This window comes from Rhizobium sp. 05L419, from assembly GCF_056397845.1.
In genome coordinates this window covers 83,982-104,087 of the sequence record NZ_JBFTOF010000014.1, presented here as the reverse complement: position 1 = coordinate 104,087, position 20,106 = coordinate 83,982, and the positions used below count along the sequence as shown (strand labels likewise).

Here is a 20,106-nt window from a genome sequence, read left to right as displayed (position 1 = left end):
TCCGCTATCATCGCTATTGTTGTTGTTCTTTCTGGATAGGCGAGCCCTTGAACTGGATCACCGACGCTAAAATTCCCATCGGCCCCTGGGCGAAAGCCTTCGTGGATTGGCTGACTTCCAACGCCGATTGGTTCTTCAACCAGCTTGCCTTCGTTCTCTCGCACGTCATCGACGGTCTGCTGTTCATACTGCAGAAGCCACACCCGCTGATCGTCGTCCTCGGGATCAGCGCCATTGCTTATTGGCTGCGCCGCTCGGTGGTCGTCGCGGTCTTCACCTGTCTTGGGCTGCTGTTCATCATGAACCAGGGCTATTGGAAAGAGACGACCGCAACACTGGCGCTGGTGCTCGCGTCTACCTTCGTCAGCATGATCGTCGGGATTCCGCTCGGCATCGCGGCCGCTCGCCGCCCCTGGGTCAATTCCCTGCTGCGTCCCATTCTCGACTTGATGCAGACCATTCCGACATTCGTCTATCTGATTCCAGCCCTTATTCTTTTCGGTCTCGGCATGGTGCCCGGCCTGATCGCAACCGTCATCTTCGCGATCCCTGCTCCCATCCGCCTCACCCGTCTCGGCATCATCTCGACGCCCCCTTCCCTGGTCGAGGCTGCCGAGTCCTTCGGCGCCACACCGATGCAGGTGCTGCGCAAGGTCGAGCTGCCCTTCGCCATGCCGCAGATCATGGCGGGCCTGACGCAAACGATCATGCTGTCGCTCTCCATGGTGGTCATCGCAGCCCTCGTCGGCGCCGAGGGCCTCGGCGTGCCGGTGGTGCGCGCCCTCAATACCGTCAACATCGCCAAGGGCTTCGAGGCAGGTCTCTGCATCGTCATCCTGGCGATTATTCTCGACCGAATGTTCCGCGCGGCGGGTGAAGGAGACGGCACATGACCGCGGTTCGCTTCGACAATGTCAGCATCGTCTTCGGCGATAAACCGGAGAATGCCCTTGCGCTCGCAGATCAGGGCAAGACACGTGACGAAATCGGCGCTGCGACCGGCCTGGTGCTTGGCGTCGCCGACGCTTCGCTTTCCATCGAGGAAGGTGAAATCCTGGTCCTCATGGGCCTCTCCGGCTCCGGCAAATCGACACTGCTACGCGCCGTCAACGGGCTTGCACCCGTGGTACGCGGCACGGTTTCGGTGTCGACCGCCACCGGCCCCGTCAATCCGTACAAGACCAGTGCCAAGGGTCTGCGCGACCTGCGCATGCACACGGTCTCGATGGTGTTCCAGCAGTTTGCGCTGCTCCCCTGGCGCACCGTCGCCGACAATGTCGGCTTCGGGCTCGAACTCGCCGGCATGGCCGAATCCGAGCGCAAGAAACGGGTCGGCGAACAGCTCGAGCTGGTCAACCTGACGAAATGGGCCGACCGCAAGGTCAACGAGCTGTCGGGCGGCATGCAGCAGCGCGTTGGGCTCGCCCGCGCCTTCGCGACGGGTGCGCCGATCCTCTTGATGGACGAGCCGTTTTCGGCTCTCGATCCGCTGATCCGCACGCGCTTGCAGGACGAGCTTCTCGAGTTCCAGCGGCGATTGAAGAAGACGATCCTCTTCGTGAGCCACGATCTCGACGAGGCCTTTCGCATCGGCAATCGCATCGCCATCATGGAAGGCGGGCGCATCATCCAATGCGGAACGCCTCAGGATATCGTCAAGAACCCTGCGGATCAGTACGTTGCCGACTTCGTCCAGCATATGAATCCGATCAGCATGCTGACGGCGCAGGATGTGATGCAGCCGGGTCTCGGCAATGCTGTGTCCGGCAGCGTCAGCGGAACGGCACGCGCCCAGACGCCGCTGATCGACATTCTGGATGCGCTGGCGCGTCAGCCAGGCAGCATCGGCGTTGTCGAAAACGGCGCAGTCATCGGCACCATCTCGGCTCAGGATATCGTCGCCGGCCTGACGCAACACAGGCGAAAAGAACAGGCTTGATCCGATCCTCCACTTCCGCCAGAAAGCGGATATGAAAGATCAAGCTTCCGTTCTCAGGGAAACGGACGGAGAGGCGCGCAAGCTTGCTCGCACCCTTCTCCGCGCCGCCCGCTATGGCGCCATTGCCGTTCTCGACCCCGAGACCGGGTTTCCGTTCGCGAGCCGCGTTCTCCTCGGCACCGACATCGATGGCGTTCCCGTCATTCTCGTATCCGGCCTGTCGGCGCACACCCGCGCGCTGGACGGCGACCCCCGGGCATCGTTGCTGACCGGCGAACCCGGCAAAGGCGACCCGCTGGCCTATGCGCGGCTGACGACGCAGTGCCTCGCCGAACCGGTGGAGCGCGATGGCACGGTCCACGCACGAATACGGAACCGCTTTCTAAACCGCCACGCCAAGGCAAAACTCTATATCGACTTCCCGGATTTCCGTTTCTTCCGGCTTGTGCCTCAATCGGCGAGCATGAACGGCGGGTTCGGCCGGGCCTATGTTCTGGAGGGTGCCGACCTGATAATTCGCTCGAGTGCCAACGAGACACTGGCGACCCGAGACGTGGAGATACTGCGCGATCTGCTGGCTATGCACCCCGCTCTTGCAAGACAAGCAGCTCTCACGCTGAAGGGCGCAGCCCGTGAAAATTGGGGCATTTACGGATTGGATTGTGGTGGTTTTGACCTTATTTCAGGTGAAGTCCTGTTGCGCTACGAACTTGAAACCGTTGCGCAGTCGGTCGAAGAACTTTATTCACATATATCTAACATAAAATACGCAATACCTCAAATTTAGCTATATACAATCTTGAGACGGTGTTGATAGTTTTCGGCGTCTGTCAATTTGAGGCAGACGCATACGTTTTTGAAAACAGTTTCACATCGGGAAGACGATTATGGATACAATTGATTTGACCGCAAACGCAAACGTTGCGGCAGCTTTATTATCGGCAATGGCAAATCCCAAAAGGCTTCTTATTCTCTGCAATCTGGTAAAGGGCGAAATTCCGGTCGGCGCTTTGGCGACCGAGGTCGGCCTTAGCCAATCGGCGTTGTCGCAGCATCTTTCGAAGCTCCGAGCGCAGAAGCTCGTCAAGACGCGCCGTGATGCGCAGACGATCTACTACTCGAGCACGTCCGATCAGGTTATCCGTATCCTCGAAACGCTGACCCAAATCTACGCCGAGCCGGTCCGCGCCAAATCCGCAGCCTGAAAAGAACACCGCTGACGGGGCGGTCGGATTGCAAGTCTCTCCCAAAGAGAGGCACCTGTTTTCAATCTGTCGTCATATTTCGGGACCGGCAAATCTCTGTTTGCCGGGTCTTTTTGTTGTGGTGCGTACTTTTGCCGCCGGTACGCAAAGTCATCGGTCCGCGGCTTGACGCCCCCGGATGCGCTGATAATTTGACCGGGCAGTAAAAATAACGGTGCTTCGCTAGCCAATACCGGGAACGGCCTCCGAAACGGCCATGGAGAACAGCATGTCCAACCGCCTCAATGCCACGCCAAACGACCTTCGCGCCTTTTGGATGCCCTTCACCGCGAACCGTCAGTTCAAGAAGGAGCCCAGGCTCTTCGTCGGCGCCAAGGACATGTATTACACGACCCATGACGGCCGCCAGGTGTTGGACGGCACCGCCGGCCTTTGGTGCGTCAATGCCGGCCATTGCCGTACGAAGATCACCGAAGCGATCAGCGCGCAGGCTGGCGAACTCGATTACGCGCCCGCCTTCCAGCTCGGCCACCCCAAGGCCTTCGAACTGGCAAACCGTCTGGTCGATCTCGCGCCGGAAGGCATGAACCACGTTCTCTACACCAACTCCGGTTCAGAATCGGTGGAAACCGCGCTGAAGGTGGCCCTCGCCTATCATCGGGTGAAGGGCAACGGCTCGCGCTTCCGCCTGATCGGTCGCGAGCGCGGCTATCACGGCGTCAACTTCGGTGGCATCTCCGTCGGCGGCATCGTCTCCAACCGCAAGATGTTCGGCACGCTCTTGACCGGGGTCGATCACATGCCGCACACCCATCAGCCCGGCAAGAACAGCTTCACCAATGGCCAGCCAGAACATGGCGGCGACCTCGCGTCCGAGCTGGAGCGCATCGTCACGCTGCATGACGCCTCCACCATTGCCGCCGTCATCGTCGAGCCGGTTTCGGGCTCCACGGGCGTCCTGATCCCGCCAAAGGGCTATCTGCAGAAGCTGCGCGAGATCTGCACCAAGCATGGCATCCTGCTGATCTTCGACGAAGTCATCACCGGCTTCGGCCGCCTCGGCGCGCCTTTCGCTGCCCAGTACTACGACGTCAAGCCGGACATGATCACGACAGCCAAGGGCCTGACCAACGGTGTCATCCCGATGGGCGCGGTCTTCGTCACCTCCGAGATCCATGATGCCTTCATGGAAGGCCCGGAACACATGATCGAGTTCATGCACGGCTACACCTACTCCGGCAACCCGATCGCCTCGGCCGCGGCTTTGGCGACGCTCGACGTCTACAAGGAAGAGGGCCTTCTCACCCGCGCCAACGAGCTTTCGGACTACTGGGCGGAGGCACTGCACTCGCTAAAGGATTGCCCGAACGTCATCGATATCAGGAACACCGGCCTGATCGGCGCGATCGAGCTCGATCCGATCGCCGGCGAGCCGACGAAGCGCGCCTTCACCGCCTTCCTGAAGGCATACGAAAAGGGATTGCTGATCCGCACGACAGGCGACATCATCGCACTCTCGCCGCCGCTGATCATTGAGAAGCACCACATCGACGAGCTTTTCGGCAAACTGCGCGAAATTCTGCAAAACAACATCTAAACGACACCTTCCGGGGCTCGTTTTTTGTCATTTCAGGCAAAAGCGAGCCCTATTTCTTTATCTTCTTGCGTAATCGGCGGTAAATTCCTAAGAAACTTGCCATGTGCCCATCGAAGCCAAATATGGCAGGCGGGCGCATTCGCCGCGCGCGATCCGTCGTCTCTTGGCGCATCCCCTCGAGGGTTGTTGTACGACTTGGGTAGCCGCCGTGGCCGAAAAGTCGCGGGTTTCAAACCCATCCAAGGAGATAGAGAAATGAACCTCAAGACATTGTCGGGCGTGACCATCCTCGCCTCCCTCGCCTTTGCGCCGATTGCCCATGCAGACATCACTATCGGATTGATCGCGCCGCTGACCGGCCCCGTCGCCGCCTATGGCGACCAGGTGAAGAACGGCGCCCAGACCGCGGTTGACGAAATCAACAAGAGCGGCGGCATCCTCGGCGAAAAGGTCATTCTGAAATACGCTGACGACGCAGGCGAGCCCAAGCAGGGCGTTTCTGCGGCAAACCAGATCGTCGGCGACGGCATCCGCTTCGTCGTCGGTCCGGTCACGTCGGGCGTTGCAATTCCGGCTTCCGACGTACTGGCCGAAAATGGCGTGCTGATGGTTACTCCTACGGCAACCGCCCCGGATCTGACGAAGCGTGGCCTCACAAACGTCCTGCGCACCTGCGGCCGCGACGACCAGCAGGCCGAAGTCGCCGCCAACTACGTCCTGAAGAACTTCAAGGACAAGCGCGTCGCGATCATCAACGACAAGGGCGCCTACGGCAAGGGTCTGGCCGACAGCTTCAAGGCGACGCTCAACGCCGGGGGCATCAAGGAAGTTCTCGACGACGCGCTCAGCCCGGGCGACAAGGACTTCAGCGCGTTGACCACCCGTCTCAAGGCCGAGAAGGTTGATGTCGTCTACTTCGGCGGCTACCACCCGGAAGGCGGCCTTCTTGCCCGCCAGCTGCATGACCTGTCCGTCAACGCCACGATCATCGGCGGCGATGGCCTGTCCAACAGCGAGTTCTGGAACATCGGCACGGATGCGGCCGCCGGCACGGTCTTCACCAACGCCATGGACGCAACCAAGAGCCCGGACTCCAAGACAGCAGCCGACGCGCTGAAGGCCAAGGGCATCCCGGCCGAAGCCTTCACGCTCAACGCCTATGCCGCAGTCGAAGTGCTCAAGGCCGGTATCGAGAAGGCCGGCAGCGCCGAAGATGCAGAGGCCGTCGCCACCGCGCTGAAGAGCGGCGAGCCTGTTGCGACCGCGATCGGCAAGCTGACCTATGGCGAGACCGGCGACCTGACCTCGCAGAGCTTTGCCCTCTACAAGTGGGAAGCCGGCAAGATCGTTCCGGCTGAATGAGCCTGGCCTTTTCGACAGCATTCACCGGGCGCCTTCATCGGGCGCCCGGTTTCGTATGTGGAGCGAGCACTCGACAAATCCCGGCGACCTCGCTTTGCCCGACATATGGGCTATAGTTCGACGCAATCAGAACGAGGACGCCCATGACCGCCAAACTCGAACGCCTTATCGACCAGGGAACCGGCCGCGAGCCGGCCGATATCGTTCTGAAGGGCGGGCGGTTCTTCGATCTTGTGACAGGCGAACTGGTGCAATCGGATATCGCCATCTGCGGCGACCGCATCGTCGGCACCTGCGGCGACTATGAAGGCGAGACCGAGACCGAGATCGACATCTCCGGCCGCATCGTCGTCCCCGGCTTCATCGACACGCATCTGCACATCGAATCCTCGCTGGTGACGCCGCACGAATTCGACCGCTGCGTCCTGCCCTACGGCGTGACGACTGTCATATGCGATCCCCACGAGATCGCCAACGTGCTCGGCACCGAGGGCATCGAGTTCTTCCTGGATTCGGCGCTGGAGACGATCATGGACATCCGTGTCCAACTCTCCTCCTGCGTACCCGCCACCCATCTCGAGACCTCGGGCGCCGACCTGCCGATCGAAAAGCTGCTGCCGTTCCGCGATCACCCCAAGGTCATCGGCCTGGCCGAGTTCATGAATTTCCCGGGCGTGATCCACAAGGATCCGATCTGCATGGCCAAGCTCGCGGCCTTCCAGGGAGATCACATCGACGGCCATGCACCGCTGCTGTCGGGCAACGACCTCAACGGCTACCTCTCGGCCGGCATCCGCACCGAGCACGAATGCACCACCGCTGAAGAGGCATTGGAGAAGATCCGCAAGGGCATGCACATCCTCGTGCGCGAGGGTTCCGTCTCCAAGGACCTCGCCGCCCTGATCCCCATCATCACCGAACGCCTGTCGCCTTTCATCGCGCTTTGCACCGACGACCGCAATCCGCTCGACATCGCCGAGCAGGGGCATCTCGACTACATGATCCGCACGGCGATCGGACAGGGCGTCGCGCCTCTTGCCGTCTACCGCGCCGCTACGATCTCGGCGGCCCGCGCATTCCGCCTCAGCGACCGCGGCCTCGTCGCTCCGGGCTGGCGCGCCGACCTCGTCGTCGTCGACAGCCTGGAGACCTGCAAGGCCGAGATGGTCTTCTCGGCCGGACGCAAGGTCACCACGGAGCTCTTTGCCACCCGCAGGCCCGTTGCGCCCGTCGGCCTGGACAGCGTCAAGGCACGGCCCGTCAACGCCGCCCATTTCGGTGTGCCGGTGGCCGATGGCGAAACGCCCGTGATCGGCGTCATGCCAGGCAAGATCATCACCGAGCACCGCCGCTACCGGCTGCCCGTCAAGGGCAACCAGACATCGGTCGACCTCGCCAACGACATCATCAAGGTCGCCGTCATCGAGCGCCACGGCAAGAACGGCAACCACGCCAACGGCTTCGTCCAGGGCTTCGGCCTGAAAAAGGGCGCCATCGCCTCCACCGTCGGCCATGACAGCCACAACATCTGCGTTGTCGGCGTCAGCGAGGACGACATGGCGCACGCCGCAAACAGGCTCGGCGAGATCAAGGGCGGCTTCGTGGTGGTCGAAGACGGCAAGGTCACCGGCGAGATCGCGCTCCCCGTCGCCGGCCTGATGAGCCTCGAGCCCTATGAAAGCGTCCGCGACACGCTCCACTATCTCAGACAGGCCGCCTACGCGCTCGGGACCACCCTGGAGGAGCCCTTCCTGCAGGTCGCATTCCTGCCGCTACCGGTCATTCCGCATCTGAAGATCTCGGACAAGGGCATGGTGGATGTCGACAAGTTTGCGCTGATCGGATGAGTGGGTTCTTGGCGAACGAACCACGGGCGCTTGGCTTCGCCGCCGATGACAAGGCTTGAACAAACAGAAAAATCCGTCAGCGTACTCGACCCCACGGAGTTCGAGGCTTTCTCCACCTGGTTTGAAGCGGTTCAGGCCGAGCGTTGGGACGAGCAGATCCAAACAGACGCCATTGACGGAAAGCTTGATCGCTTTGCCGGCAAGGCCCTGGCTGACCTTAGAGCCGGACAGCAGCACTCACTTTGAACCACCATGCCACCGCCGAGTTCTGGAGAGCGTATGATGGATCGGCTCCAATGCACGGACGACAGACTGCTTAAATAGCCGCCCTGCACCCTTCTAAGCCTTCACCCGCCCACAAAACGCATCCAGCGCCCCAAGTTTCACMGCTCCTGCCCCGGCGACCGCTGCACCACCCGGCATTGGCAGCCTGTCGCCGAGCACCATGCCCGCCGGAAGCTGGAACTTTATCGGTTGCCGCGTCAGGTTGAAGACGAAAAGCAGCGTCTCCCCACCCTTCCGCCGCGTGAATGCCAGCAGATCCTGGTTGGTGCCGATGAAATCCATGTCGCCGTCGACAAGTTCCGGATGGCTTTTGCGGAAGGCGAGCGTCTGGCGGTAGTGATTGAGCACCGATGCTGCGTCCGGCTCCTGCGTGTCCACGGAAAGGGCAGCCTGTTCGTGAGGCACAGGCAGCCAGGACTTCTCGGCTGTCGTGAAACCGGCATGCGCCTTTGCGGCCTCCCACGGCATCGGGGTGCGGCATCCATCGCGCCCCTTGAAGGCCGGCCAGAAGCGGATGCCATAGGGATCCCGCAGATCCTCGAAGGCAAGCTCGGCCTCCGGCAGTCCCAGTTCCTCGCCCTGATAAAGGCAGATCGAGCCGCGCAGCGCCGCGAGCACGGAGATCGCCAGCTTCGCGATGACCGGCCGCTCCGCCTCAGTCTTGGCGAAGCGGCTGACATGGCGATTGACGTCATGATTGGAGAAGGCCCAGCACACCCACCCGTCCACCACGGCCTTCTGGAAGGCGTCGACACAGTTGCGGATGTGCGCCGCGGTGAAATCAGGCCCGAGCAGATCGAAGGTGTAGCACATGTGCAGCTTGTCACCGCCGCTGGTATAGGCCGCTACCGTCTTCAACGACCGCGCGCCGTCGCCCACTTCACCGACGGTCGCGCGGCCCTCGTAGCGGTCCAGCAACGCGCGAAAACGCTGCAGGAAGCCAATGTTCTCCGGCTGGGTCTTGTCGTAGAGGTGGTTCTGCATGCCGTAGGGATTGGAATCGGGCGCATCGAGCCCGGCATCGCTGGTATCGGGTTCGTGCGGAGGATTGCTCCGCAGCAGCTTGTCGCAGAAATAGTAGTTCACGGTGTCGAGGCGAAAGCCGTCGACGCCGCGATCCAGCCAGAACCTCACGGTTTCAAGCAGAGCCTCCTGAACCTCCCTGCTGTGGAAATTGAGGTCCGGCTGCGAGGTCAGGAAGTTGTGCTGGTAGTATTGCCGGCGTACGCCGTCCCACTCCCAGCCCGGCCCGCCGAAGATGGAAAGCCAGTTGTTCGGTGCAGTGCCATCCGGCTTCGGATCCGCCCAGACATACCAGTCGGCCTTGGAATTGGTCCGGCTCGAACGGCTCTCCACGAACCAGGGATGGACATCCGCCGTGTGCGAAATTACCTGGTCGATGACGACCTTGATGCCGAGCGCGTGCGCGGCGGCCATCATCTCGTCGAAGTCGGCAAGTGTTCCGAAGATCGGGTCGACCTCGCAATAGTCCGACACATCGTAGCCCATATCGGCCATCGGCGACTTGAAGAAAGGCGACAGCCAGATCGCGTCGACGCCAAGGGATGCGATATAGGGAAGACGCCGGGTAACCCCTTTCAGATCGCCAAGCCCGTCGCCATTGGTGTCCTGAAACGACCTTGGATAAACCTGATAGACAACCGCGCCACGCCACCAATCCGCATTCCCGCTCGCCTGCAATGCCATCTGTCGTCGTTCCTCGCGCCAATCAACTCGAGTGCAGACTAAGGCGAACGGCACAAAAGACAACCGCGGTCACGCCGCTTTGCCGGCGCGGAACGTCACGTCCTCAAGCAGTCGGCACCGGACAGCCGATCTTCTCCATCTTCTTTTCCACTTTGTCGCGTTTGTTCATGACTTTTCGCATGTGAGAGTTGTCTCCTGCCTGTCTCCATTTTCCCGTAAGCGTCCGGCACTTTGCCGCGTTGCCACTGTCGGTGCGGGGGTCATCGCTGCTCCCGCTACCCTTCCCGGCGGTGGATGGCAGGGCGATGAGCGGTTGCACCACCAGCAAGACAAGCGCGATGTGCACCAGCGTCTTCATTCGAACCGCCTCCAAACCAGCATCTTGCAAGGCGGGACTTTACGCCGGGTCAGCCCCACGGGCAAACCATGCGTCTATGCGCTTGTCACGATCCCTCTCTGCGCGTATCAGCGAAACGAGGTGAATCAGGGAGGCTGACGTTGAGCGCACGTTTTCTATCAATCGGTGAGTGCATGGTGGAGCTATCGCAGGCCGGCGCCGGCTTGCTGAGAAAGGGCTTTGCCGGAGATACGCTGAACACGGCCTGGTACGCCCGCGCCTGCCTCCCGCATGCATGGACGGTCGACTACTGCACGGCGCTTGGCGACGATGCCATGTCCGACGAAATGATAGCGTTCTTCAAGGACGCCGGCATCGGCACCGACCTGATCCGCCGCATCAAGGGCAAGGCGCCCGGCCTCTACATGATCAGCCTCAAGGATGGCGAGCGTTCGTTCAGCTACTGGCGCGACAGTTCGGCGGCCCGCCAGCTTGCCGCCGATCCCGATTTCCTGCGCCAGGCGATCGAGGTCAGCGACGTGGTCTATTTCTCCGGCATCACGCTCGCGATCCTGTCACGCGACGACGCCAATACGCTGCTTGCCGAAGTTCGACGCGCGAAGGCCGCCGGCAAGCTGGTCGCTTTCGACCCGAACATTCGACCGCGGCTCTGGTCGAGCTACGACGAGATGCACGCGACAATCAGCGAAGGCGCCCGCGCCTCCACGCTCGTCATGCCGGGCTTTGACGACGAGGTGGCCCATTTCGGCGACGTGTCCATCGATGCGACGATCCACAGATACAAGACGCTTGGAGCCACTCATGTCCTCGTCAAGAACGGGGCCGAAGGTGCGACCTTGAATTTCGACGGCATCGAAAGCGTCGTGCCTGCAGCGAAGGTGGCCGAGGTCGTGGACACCACGAGCGCCGGCGACAGCTTCAACGGCGCGTTTCTGGCTCGCTATCTCGAAACCAAGGATGCACCCGCGGCAGCCCGTTTTGCGGCAGGGATCGCTGCGCGCGTGGTCAGCGAACACGGCGCGCTGGTGGCCAGGGAAAAACTCGGGCTGGAACAGGCGTAGGCCCTGAAAGCGCACACCGCCTGCACGACGAACGGGGCATGGCCGCGCACTTGGCAGCACTGTAATATTTCCGTCGTCGACGCCCCTCAAAATAAGGTCGCGGGAATCGATCATCCGAGCCCGCCCGGGGCTATGCGCCGTCATCCGGTAACCGGCGCGGATGAAGGTCGGGGTCATGCTGCAACGTCTGTCGAACATCCCTCACGGCGAAAATGCCTCCGTATCGCCATTGGACAAGCCGGAGCGACTGGTCATCATCAGCGATGCCTGGCACCCTCAGGTCAACGGCGTCGTTCGCTCGATCGAGAATACCAACCGTGAGCTTGCGAAGATGGGGATCGAGGTTGCGATGGTGACACCGCAAGGCTTCAGAAGCATCCCCTGCCCGACCTATCCGGAAATCCGGCTCTCGATCGCCAGCTACCGCAGGATCGCAAGAGAGATACGGAAGCACAAGCCGTCATACGTGCACATCGCCACGGAAGGCCCGCTCGGGCTGACAGGGCGGCGCTGGTGCCTGAAGAACCGGATGCCGTTCTCGACCAGTTATCACACGCGCTTCCCTGAATACGTCGCTGCCCGCCTGCCTATCCCCAAGAGCTGGCTCTATGCCTTCGTGCGGTGGTTCCACAATGCCGGCGCGGCCTGCATGGTGGCAACGCCCAGCCTCGCGCAGGAGCTCTCCGAAAAGGGCATTCGCAACCTGGTGCCTTGGAGCCGCGGCATCGACGCCAACCAGTTTCACCCCGAGGCACCGGAGGATCAGCCCTTCGGCCTGAAGCGCCCGATCTTCATGACGGTCGGCCGCGTTGCGCTGGAGAAGAACCTGCCTGCCTTTCTCGACCTCGATCTGCCCGGCTCCAAGGTCGTTGTCGGCGACGGCCCTGCCCGCGCCGAGCTCGAGAAGCGCTATCCCGGCGTGCTCTTCACCGGCCTGAAATTCGGGGAGGAGCTGGCCCGCATCTATGCGCAGGCCGATGTCTTCGTCTTCCCGTCGCAGACCGACACGTTCGGCAATACGATCCTCGAAGCGCTGGCGTCCGGCGTGCCGGTCGCGGCTTACCCCGTCACCGGTCCGCTCGACATTATCGGCGACGACAGCGATGTGGGCGCGCTCGACGAGGACCTTCGGTCTGCATGCCTTTGCGCCCTTTCCTGCTCGCGGGAACAAGCGCGTGCGCTTGCCATGCAGTACTCCTGGGAGGCGGCAACCCAACAGTTCATCAACAACATCCGTGCCGCCAACGGCGTCATTACGCCAAAATGGAAGAAAGCCTGGCAGTTTGCCGCCAAATCGTTGCCGAGAAATAAGAGGCTCGGCGACCCGGGCGCCGCGTCATCGGTCTAGCGTGCAACGGCGAGCCATATGGCTGCGGGCCGAGCTTGCGGAAATGAAACATCGTCGGCTCGGCACTCTGAGCCTGATCTAGCCCGCGGCCATCTTCGCGGCGGGTAGTCATCGAAATTGGGAGGCCGGACATTGCCCGGCCTCCAGTCATGTCCTGTTACTCGTCGCCGCCGTCGTCGTCGCCACCATCATCGGAGCTGTCGTCACCGGAATCATCGGAGCTGTCGTCGCTCTCGTCCTCGCTGGTTTCCTCGTCGCTGGAAGATTCCTCCTGCGTCGTGGCCTCTTCGACGGTGGTCTCCTCGCTCTCGTAGGAGCTTTCGATCGTCTGTGTTTCCTCAGACACGTATTCGGAATAGGAGAACGACGTTTCGGTCGTATCGCTTTCCCAGCTGGAGATCTCCGTCACCGACACCGCTTCGTTGTACTCTTCGAGCGTGATCACCGCGGCAACGGCGACCGGCGCGCCATCGCGCAGCACCGCGAACGCGATATCGGATTTGCCGGCCTTCAGGTCGCGGCTGACGGCGATGTCGACGTCGACGGGCTTGTGAACCTTGTGGCCGTGTACTTCGGAAAGCACGTCGCCCGGCTTGATGCCCTGCTTGTCGGCGACGCCGCCCTTCTTGACGGAGAGCACGAGCACGCCGCGCTCGCCCTTCTTGAGTTTGAACTGTTTGATGACCGCTTTGTTCACAGGCAGCAGCAGCGCATCGAGCGCCTTGGAAATCTGCGGCGCCGGCAGGCCATGCGCCGGCGGTGTCGCGGCATAGGCAGCGGAATAGCCGCCCATCGGCGCGGCAATATTGGCAACGATAATCAGTGCGCGTAGTGCGTTATAGGCAGTCTTCAAAGGTTTTTCTCCACTCGAAGCGCGCCGGCGGGGCTACCGGCTCTGCGCTGGTGCAAGAAATAGCAGTCGGGCTTTAACATCCCTCTAACTTGTTAGCAGGGTGCAACCTGCGTTTCTGCAACCCTGGACATGCGGGGCAACCGCTGCGGCCCCGCGAACACGAGGCTCTCAATCATGAAATTCCGCTCCCTGCTGCCGTGGCGCGCCACGGCCGGCCGCAATCTCGTGCGTGAACGCAAGGCTGCTTCCGGCTTCATGTCGCTGACTGCGGAAGGCAAGGCGAACTGGACCGGGCGCTCCTACGCCGGCCTGTCGCGCGAAGGTTTTATGCGCAATCCGGTGGCGCATCCGGCGTCAGGCTGGTGTCGGAGGCCACCGCCTCGGTGCCGCTGCTGCTCTCCGAAGGCGATCGCGAGCGGCCCGATCATCCGCTGCTGTCGCTGCTGCGTCAGCCGCACGGCCATATGGGCGGCCCGGATTTCTTCGAGGCGCTCTACTGCCACCTGCTGCTGTCAGGAAACGCCTGTGGCGGGAATCCAGCCACGACGCGTCCGCGCCGTGAAAAGACCCTATCGCCCCTCATACCTGTGACGAGCACAGGTATGAGGGGCGATAGGGAGGAAGTCTCAGCGGGAACCTCTATCATCCCAGCGTACCGAATGCCGGTTCGGCTCTTTCCCGTGGCAGAGCGGGAAAGGCAAGCGCAACGGCTGCCGCGCCGAGGCCGACCATCGCAGAGCCGATGAAAAGCCATGAATAGTTGGCGAAGGTGTCGAAGATCCAGCCGCCGACCAGCGGACCGAACGCCATGCCAAGACTGGAGAGCATCGTCGCCGCACCAAACACCGTGCCGACGATGCGCGGTCCGAAATACTCGCGTGCCAGAACCGCATAAAGCGGCATGACGCCGCCATAGGCGCTGCCGAAGATGACGGCCAAAAGGTAGAATTCGCCCAAACGGCTGACGAACAGATAGGCCGCCAGCGCGATGGCTTGCACCAAAAGGCCGGCGACGATGACCGGCTTTACGCCGATCCTGTCGGCGAGCCCGCCGTAAAGGAGACGCCCGCCAAGCCCTGCCAGTCCCTCGACGCTGTAGATACTGACCGCAGCCATAGGTGCGACGCCGCAGATCGTCGCGTAACTCACCATATGGAAGATCGGCCCCGAATGGGCTGCACAGCAGGCGAAGAAGGTCAGGCCAAGGACGAGAAACTGCGGCGAACGGAACACCTGCGACAGCGCAGGTCGCCCGCCCTTGGTCGCGATGCCGGCCTCTCCTTCATCGGTGACCACGGCTGGTGGCTTGCGAACCAGCAGCGCTGCCGGCACCAGGAGGGCCCAGGCCGAAACGCCGATTATGAGCATCGCCGTGCGCCAGTCGGAGGCCGAGATGAGCCAGCGGGCCATGGGCGAGATGGTCATCGGTGCAACGCCCATGCCGGCTGAAACAAGGGAGACCGCAAGGCTGCGGTTCGTGTCGAACCATGCGGTCGTCGCGGCGATCATCGGAGCGAAGAACGTACTGGCGGCGAGACCGACCAGAATGCCGTATGTCAGCTGAAATTGCAGGAGGGTCCCCGCCCGGCTCGCCAGCACCAGTGCAAAGCCGAGCAACGCCGATCCGATCAGCACGACGACACGCGGACCGAAACGGTCGCTTGCTGCGCCCCACATGAATCCGCCGATGCCCATGACGATGAAGTTGAGCGTCATCGCACTCGCTATGCCGACATGTGACCAGCCGGTGTCCGCTGCGATCGGCCCCTGGAAAATGGCCAGCGAAAACATCGCACCAAGCGCAACGCAGGTCATCATCGCACCCGCGCCGACGATAACCCAGCGATAGGAATTACTCATAGCTMGCAACCTCCGTGTCGACGTTATCCGATCCACTCCCGGGCGCTGGACCTGCCGTCCTCGGCCCTTACGACCCTAAGACGTTTGATCGTCCACATATTCGACATCCGCCGACAATTTTCCAGGCGCAGGCCTCCGGTTGCAAGAGGCCCGCAGTCGCAGGCCGCGACCAACGGATCAGAATAAATCCACAGCCTAAAGCAGTAAAATTAGACAAACCGTGAGTGTCATGAGATTGTAACAACAATAGAATCGGAAGGTACATGTCCGAAGAACGTTATTTATTCGACTCCAAATCGCATAAGGCCGTCATGTATCAGGCCGGCGACCATCTATACCCCATCGCTGGTAATAAAGCCGAGCATTGGGTGTCAGGGGACTACATTTTCTGCTTGAGAACGCAAAAAATCTCGTTCTGGATTCTCGGAAATGACGTCTACGGCCACCTCGGTAGCGGGGAATTGACCCGTGAACCGATCTATTACTTTGGTGCTTGATGCCCCCGTCCCGTGCCGGAGAGCGGACGGCAAATCCCTTGCATCCGTCGCCTGAGGCAACGGCGGATGTCCGGCCGCAGAACGCGGCCGAGCCAGTCTCATCGCCGACCTACGTCCGCCGCTTCTTCGACTCGTACGGATTTTCCGGTGAGCGATAGTGGATGCGGATCGGCACGCTCGGCATGTCGAAATCCACGCGCAGGCTGTTGATCAGGTAGCGCGTATAGGATTCAGGCAGCGCGTCGGAGCGCGTGCAGGAGATCATGAACGCCGGCGGGCGAGCCTTCACCTGCGTCATGTATTTGAGCTTGAGGCGGCGGCCGGAAACGGCCGGTGGTGGATGCTGTACCTGCTGCTGCTCGAGCCAGCGGTTGAGCTTGGCGGTCGAGATGCGCTTGTTCCAGACCATGTCCGTGTCGATGATCGCCTGCATCAGCTTGTCGAGGCCGCGGCCGGTCTGGCCCGAGATCGGCACGGCGCGGATGCCGCGCGCCTGCGGCAACAAGCGCTCGGTCTTTTCGCGCAGGTCGGCAAGCACGGCCTGCTGATCCTCGATCATGTCCCACTTGTTGAAGGCGAGAACGGCGGCGCGGCCTTCGCGGATCACAAGATCCACCAACTGAAGGTCCTGCTTCTCGAACGGAATGGTCGAATCGAACACGATGACCACGGTTTCGGCAAAGCGGATGGAGCGCAAAGCATCTGCGACGGACAGCTTTTCCAGCTTTTCCGTCACGCGCGCCTTGCGGCGCATGCCTGCGGTATCGAACATCTTGATGATGCGGCCGCGCCAGTCCCATTCGACCGAGATACTGTCGCGGGTGATACCGGCTTCCGGACCGGTCAGCAGACGGTCTTCACCGAGGAAACGGTTGATGAGTGTCGACTTGCCGGCATTGGGGCGACCAATGATCGCCACGCGCAAAGGCTTGGTGTCGTCATAGGTCGGCTCGAAATCCTCGTCTTCTTCCAGGTTCTCCGGAATGTCGACATTGGTGACGGCGACGTCTTCCTTTTCCTTCGGGTAGGCGCGGTCCTCACCGATCGCCGCGACGATGGCGTCGCGCAGATCGAGCATCCCCTGCCCGTGTTCGGCCGAGATCGGCGTCGGCTCCCCGAGGCCGAGCGTATAAGCGTCATAAAAACCGCCGTCGGAACCTTTGGCTTCCGCCTTGTTGGCAACGAGGATGACGGGCTTGCCGCGGCGACGCAGCATCTCCGCCAGATCCTTGTCGACCGGGGTCAGGCCAAACTTGGCATCGACGACGAACAGCGACAGGTCCGCCTCGTCGATCGCCGCTTCCGTCTGGGCACGCATGCGGCCCAGCAGGCTTTCCTCGTCCGCCTCTTCGAGACCCGCGGTATCGATGATGGTGAAGTTCAGTCCCATGAGCCGCGCATCGCCGGGGCGGCGGTCGCGGGTGACGCCGGGCGTGTCGTCGACAAGGGCCAGCTTCTTTCCAACGAGGCGGTTGAAAAGGGTCGACTTGCCGACATTCGGGCGACCAACGATCGCAACCGTAAAGCTCATTGAAATTCCTTAAACTCAGCCCTGTGCGGCGGGCGCCTTGCCGGATGCGGTAATGTTATCAAGCATCATCTGGGCGCGATTGGCAACATTGCGCGGGCTTTGCGCATCGTCGGCGATCGCCTGGAACCACTGGCGCGCCTGGGTCATGTTGCCGGCCTTGTAGGCGGCAAGACCGAGCGCTTCGCGAGCGGAGTGGCGGAATGCATTGGTCGGAACGGCCAATTCCTCGACGTGGGCCGAGACCTGCTCGTAGGTGCCGGTCTCGATCAGCAGCCAGCCGGCCCGGATCTTGGCGGCATCGCGAATGGCCGGCGGAGCGGCGGCGTCCTTGCCGATCACATCAAGGGCAGCAACGGCGCCTGCCGTATCACCCTTCTGCGAAAGCACCGTGGCGGCGCGCAGGCGGGCCAGGATCGGATAGGCGCCATGGCCGTCCTTTTCCAGCTTGTCGAGCGCAGCAATCGCCTCGTCGTTCTTGTTGGCGTCGGCAAGCTTCATGGCGGCAATGAACTGGTCGCCGGTGCCGGAAGACTGGTTGTCGTCCCAGTATTCGTAGACCTTGTAACCGACGGTGCCGAGCACGATCAGAACGGCGATCGTAATCAGGTAGCGGCCGAACCGGCGCCACGCGCCCTTCATCTGATCGGAACGCAGTTCCTCATTGACTTCACGAATGAAGCTGTCGTCGTTGAATGCCATTCTCATCTCCGGCCGCGGATATGCCTAATCATGCGGGTTGCACGCACATTGTTGGGCCTTCTACCCCATTTTGCGGCAGTTGTAAGGGGGATGTGAAAGATTCGTTACATGGCGAGCGGGGAAACGCCGATCAGGAGCTCGTGCAGCTTGAAGGTGATCAGCGCCCAGGCGACCACGCCGATGACGACTGCATAAAGATCGTACTTGGCCGAGACGAAGGGCCGCAGCGTGATGTCGCCTGCCCGCTGGCGCCGCTTCAGCGAAATCCGCAGGATGACCCCCCAGGCAAGGAAAGCGCCGAACAGCAGCACCGAGGAGGTTTCGCCATTGGCGAGCAGGTGCGAGAGCGCCCAGATCTTCACCGACAGCACCATCGGGTGCTTTGTCTTGACCGCAATATGCCCCGCCGGCAACAGCGAGGCGACCAGACAGATGACCGCGATCAGCATCAGCGTAATCGTGATATGCGCCATCCAGACGGGAGGATTGTAAAGCATGCCCGTCACCTGCCGCGCCTGACCGAAGCCATAGATCAAAAGCACGAGCGTCAGGATGCTGCCGACCGAATAGCCGACCTTCCAGCCTCTCTCCCCAACGCTCGCGATCATGGATTGACGAAAGCCGGGTGCCACGACCCGCACCAGATGAAGCCCGAGGAAAAGTACGATGCCGACTACAAGCAATGTCATGAATGCGCCTCCTGTGCGTAACCTGACTTAGCGGCAGGCGCAGAAAAACGCCAGCGCCACCGCAGCTTCGCCGCAATTCTGTAACAGGAAAGCCGCAAACAAATTGTCGCGGTGCCCATGTTTCGTTCCCTTTTCCAAGCCTCCCTTGCCGTTTCCCTGCTGATCCCTGCGGCCGCGGGTGCCAACGACCAACCGAAGCAGTTGGTCATCATCTCGTTCGACGGCGCGCATGACAACGCATTGTGGCAAAAGAGCCGCGAGATGGCGGCGAAGAACGGTGCGCACTTCACTTACTTTCTCTCATGCACCTTCCTGATGAACCAGACGGCCAAGAGGGCCTACCAGGCGCCGCACCAGAAGCAGGGCAAGTCGAATGTCGGTTTTGCCCAGAGCGACGATGAAATCCGCGAGCGCCTCGGCAACATCTGGCACGCCCATCTGGAAGGCCACGACATCTCCAGCCACGCCTGCGGCCACTTCGATGGCCGGCAGTGGAGCGAGGCCGATTGGTCCGCGGAATACGCGACCTTCCATGCGGCGCTGAAGAACGCCTGGAAGGGCGTCGATCTCGAGGAGCCGAAAGGCTGGCAGGATCTGGTCGACCACGGCATCCACGGCTTTCGCGCTCCCTACCTTTCGGCCACTGCAGGTACCGACATGATCTCGGCGGAGACGAAGGCAGGCTTCAGCTATGATGCAAGCCTCGTGACCAAGGGTCCGGCCATGCCCATCGAAGAAAACGGCATCATCCGCTTCGGCCTGCCGCTGATCCCGGAAGGCCCGCGCGAAAAGCCCGTCATCGGCATGGACTACAATCTCTTCGTCCGTCACTCCAAGGGCGAGGAGGACAAGGCCGACACACGGGAGTTCGAAGACCGCGCCTACGTTGCCTTCAAGGAGGCGTTCGACAAGCAGTATTCCGGCAACCGCATTCCGCTGCAGCTCGGCTTTCATTTCGTGGAGATGAACGGTGGCGCCTATTGGCGGGCGCTCGACAGGCTGGTGAGCGACGTCTGTCATCGCCAGGACGTCGCCTGCGTCAGCTATTCCGAGGCGATCCCTGTCATCAAGGCGCGCGGTAAGCTCAAAGCGCAGGACGCTTCGGGGCTCTGAGCTCTTGAAGCCTTGTAGGTCTGCGCAAGCGGCCCCTCGTCCGCCCTTTGGGCACCTTCTCCCCGACGGGGAGAAGGCGATAGTGGCACCCACGTCGCTTACCTCAACAACGAGTTCGGCCCTCGTGGCATATCCCTTCTCCCCTCGGGGAGAAG

The 20,106-nt window shown here is 61.6% G+C and carries 19 protein-coding genes and 1 pseudogene; 13 read left to right on the top strand and 7 right to left on the bottom strand.

Features of this window, described 5'->3' with window-relative positions; translation table 11 throughout:
- The first annotated feature begins 47 nt into the window (after positions 1-47).
- The 8 genes from choW to AC1DMK_RS18395 all read left to right on the top strand — a co-directional run bounded on the left by choW (position 48) and on the right by AC1DMK_RS18395 (position 8,196).
- Positions 48-893, top strand: a complete 846-nt coding sequence (gene choW / locus AC1DMK_RS18430) for a choline ABC transporter permease subunit (protein WP_037058721.1) — start codon at positions 48-50, stop codon at positions 891-893.
- Positions 890-1,939 (top strand): choline ABC transporter ATP-binding protein, encoded by a 1,050-nt coding sequence (choV, locus tag AC1DMK_RS18425; RefSeq protein ID WP_037058723.1) that lies wholly within the window; start codon positions 890-892, stop codon positions 1,937-1,939. Before choW ends, choV begins: the two co-directional genes overlap by 4 nt.
- Before the next feature lie 31 nt (positions 1,940-1,970).
- Positions 1,971-2,726 (top strand): pyridoxamine 5'-phosphate oxidase family protein, encoded by a 756-nt coding sequence (locus AC1DMK_RS18420; protein WP_037058724.1) that lies wholly within the window; start codon positions 1,971-1,973, stop codon positions 2,724-2,726.
- Positions 2,727-2,826: 100 nt separating this feature from the next.
- The gene (locus AC1DMK_RS18415) at positions 2,827-3,144 is read left to right on the top strand and encodes an ArsR/SmtB family transcription factor (RefSeq protein ID WP_037058726.1); all 318 of its coding nucleotides are present in this window, start codon (positions 2,827-2,829) and stop codon (positions 3,142-3,144) included.
- Between the two features lie 268 nt (positions 3,145-3,412).
- Positions 3,413-4,741, top strand: coding sequence for an omega-aminotransferase AptA (aptA, locus tag AC1DMK_RS18410; RefSeq protein ID WP_037058728.1), 1,329 nt, complete (start codon positions 3,413-3,415; stop codon positions 4,739-4,741).
- Between the two features lie 255 nt (positions 4,742-4,996).
- Positions 4,997-6,103: a branched-chain amino acid ABC transporter substrate-binding protein gene (locus AC1DMK_RS18405; RefSeq protein ID WP_037058729.1), complete on the top strand. Its 1,107-nt coding sequence runs from the start codon at positions 4,997-4,999 to the stop codon at positions 6,101-6,103.
- A 143-nt stretch (positions 6,104-6,246) separates the two neighbouring features.
- Positions 6,247-7,950 (top strand): adenine deaminase, encoded by a 1,704-nt coding sequence (ade, locus tag AC1DMK_RS18400; RefSeq protein ID WP_477860925.1) that lies wholly within the window; start codon positions 6,247-6,249, stop codon positions 7,948-7,950.
- Between the two features lie 30 nt (positions 7,951-7,980).
- Positions 7,981-8,196: a hypothetical protein gene (locus AC1DMK_RS18395; RefSeq protein ID WP_477860924.1), complete on the top strand. Its 216-nt coding sequence runs from the start codon at positions 7,981-7,983 to the stop codon at positions 8,194-8,196.
- A gap of 93 nt (positions 8,197-8,289) precedes the next feature.
- Here AC1DMK_RS18395 and bglA read toward each other — a convergent pair whose 3' ends face one another.
- Positions 8,290-9,942, bottom strand: coding sequence for a beta-galactosidase BglA (gene bglA / locus AC1DMK_RS18390; RefSeq protein WP_477860922.1), 1,653 nt, complete (start codon positions 9,940-9,942; stop codon positions 8,290-8,292).
- A 103-nt stretch (positions 9,943-10,045) separates the two neighbouring features.
- Positions 10,046-10,300: a hypothetical protein gene (locus AC1DMK_RS18385; RefSeq protein WP_477860920.1), complete on the bottom strand. Its 255-nt coding sequence runs from the start codon at positions 10,298-10,300 to the stop codon at positions 10,046-10,048.
- Between the two features lie 140 nt (positions 10,301-10,440).
- On the opposite strand from AC1DMK_RS18385, the gene AC1DMK_RS18380 reads away from it, so the two are divergent.
- Positions 10,441-11,361: a sugar kinase gene (locus AC1DMK_RS18380; protein WP_477860918.1), complete on the top strand. Its 921-nt coding sequence runs from the start codon at positions 10,441-10,443 to the stop codon at positions 11,359-11,361.
- Positions 11,362-11,536: 175 nt separating this feature from the next.
- Positions 11,537-12,709, top strand: a complete 1,173-nt coding sequence (locus tag AC1DMK_RS18375; RefSeq protein ID WP_477860991.1) for a glycosyltransferase family 4 protein — start codon at positions 11,537-11,539, stop codon at positions 12,707-12,709.
- Between the two features lie 157 nt (positions 12,710-12,866).
- Here the strand turns inward: AC1DMK_RS18375 and AC1DMK_RS18370 are convergent, their stop codons facing one another.
- Positions 12,867-13,562 (bottom strand): PDZ domain-containing protein, encoded by a 696-nt coding sequence (locus AC1DMK_RS18370; RefSeq protein WP_477860916.1) that lies wholly within the window; start codon positions 13,560-13,562, stop codon positions 12,867-12,869.
- A 174-nt stretch (positions 13,563-13,736) separates the two neighbouring features.
- Between AC1DMK_RS18370 and AC1DMK_RS18365 the strand changes: the two are divergent.
- Positions 13,737-14,086, top strand: a pseudogene (locus AC1DMK_RS18365) (phage portal protein); the annotation flags it as partial.
- A 118-nt stretch (positions 14,087-14,204) separates the two neighbouring features.
- On the opposite strand, the gene AC1DMK_RS18360 reads toward AC1DMK_RS18365, so the two are convergent.
- Positions 14,205-15,422 carry an MFS transporter gene (locus AC1DMK_RS18360; protein ID WP_477860914.1) on the bottom strand — a complete coding sequence of 406 codons (1,218 nt, stop codon included), beginning with the start codon at positions 15,420-15,422 and terminating at the stop codon, positions 14,205-14,207.
- A 263-nt stretch (positions 15,423-15,685) separates the two neighbouring features.
- Here AC1DMK_RS18360 and AC1DMK_RS18355 point away from each other — a divergent pair, with 263 nt between their 5' ends.
- Positions 15,686-15,919, top strand: a complete 234-nt coding sequence (locus AC1DMK_RS18355) for a hypothetical protein (RefSeq protein ID WP_477860912.1) — start codon at positions 15,686-15,688, stop codon at positions 15,917-15,919.
- Positions 15,920-16,028: 109 nt separating this feature from the next.
- On the opposite strand, the gene der is transcribed toward AC1DMK_RS18355, so the two are convergent.
- The 3 genes from der to AC1DMK_RS18340 form a co-directional block, all read right to left on the bottom strand.
- Complete coding sequence (gene der, locus AC1DMK_RS18350; protein ID WP_037058750.1) at positions 16,029-17,450, bottom strand: ribosome biogenesis GTPase Der; 1,422 nt, start codon at positions 17,448-17,450, stop codon at positions 16,029-16,031.
- 15 nt (positions 17,451-17,465) lie between these two features.
- On the bottom strand, positions 17,466-18,149 hold the full coding sequence (locus tag AC1DMK_RS18345) for a tetratricopeptide repeat protein (RefSeq protein WP_477860910.1): 684 nt from the start codon (positions 18,147-18,149) through the stop codon (positions 17,466-17,468).
- A gap of 104 nt (positions 18,150-18,253) precedes the next feature.
- Positions 18,254-18,838, bottom strand: a complete 585-nt coding sequence (locus tag AC1DMK_RS18340; protein WP_477860908.1) for an NnrU family protein — start codon at positions 18,836-18,838, stop codon at positions 18,254-18,256.
- 117 nt (positions 18,839-18,955) lie between these two features.
- Between AC1DMK_RS18340 and AC1DMK_RS18335 the strand changes: the two genes are divergently transcribed.
- Entirely contained in the window at positions 18,956-19,951 is a 996-nt protein-coding gene (locus AC1DMK_RS18335) for a polysaccharide deacetylase family protein (RefSeq protein WP_477860906.1), read from the top strand.
- The last annotated feature ends 155 nt before the right edge of the window (positions 19,952-20,106 follow it).

Coding starts and splice junctions, on each gene's coding strand:
- AC1DMK_RS18420 (WP_037058724.1), top strand. CDS start 1,971: ATGAAAGATCAAGCTTCCGTTCTCAGGGAAACGGACGGAGAGGCGCGC.
- AC1DMK_RS18405 (WP_037058729.1), top strand. CDS start 4,997: ATGAACCTCAAGACATTGTCGGGCGTGACCATCCTCGCCTCCCTCGCC.
- der (WP_037058750.1), bottom strand. CDS start 17,450: ATGAGCTTTACGGTTGCGATCGTTGGTCGCCCGAATGTCGGCAAGTCG.
- AC1DMK_RS18360 (WP_477860914.1), bottom strand. CDS start 15,422: ATGAGTAATTCCTATCGCTGGGTTATCGTCGGCGCGGGTGCGATGATG.
- AC1DMK_RS18340 (WP_477860908.1), bottom strand. CDS start 18,838: ATGACATTGCTTGTAGTCGGCATCGTACTTTTCCTCGGGCTTCATCTG.
- AC1DMK_RS18355 (WP_477860912.1), top strand. CDS start 15,686: ATGTCCGAAGAACGTTATTTATTCGACTCCAAATCGCATAAGGCCGTC.
- AC1DMK_RS18345 (WP_477860910.1), bottom strand. CDS start 18,149: ATGGCATTCAACGACGACAGCTTCATTCGTGAAGTCAATGAGGAACTG.
- AC1DMK_RS18385 (WP_477860920.1), bottom strand. CDS start 10,300: ATGAAGACGCTGGTGCACATCGCGCTTGTCTTGCTGGTGGTGCAACCG.
- choV (WP_037058723.1), top strand. CDS start 890: ATGACCGCGGTTCGCTTCGACAATGTCAGCATCGTCTTCGGCGATAAA.
- ade (WP_477860925.1), top strand. CDS start 6,247: ATGACCGCCAAACTCGAACGCCTTATCGACCAGGGAACCGGCCGCGAG.
- AC1DMK_RS18375 (WP_477860991.1), top strand. CDS start 11,537: ATGCTGCAACGTCTGTCGAACATCCCTCACGGCGAAAATGCCTCCGTA.
- AC1DMK_RS18335 (WP_477860906.1), top strand. CDS start 18,956: ATGTTTCGTTCCCTTTTCCAAGCCTCCCTTGCCGTTTCCCTGCTGATC.
- AC1DMK_RS18415 (WP_037058726.1), top strand. CDS start 2,827: ATGGATACAATTGATTTGACCGCAAACGCAAACGTTGCGGCAGCTTTA.
- aptA (WP_037058728.1), top strand. CDS start 3,413: ATGTCCAACCGCCTCAATGCCACGCCAAACGACCTTCGCGCCTTTTGG.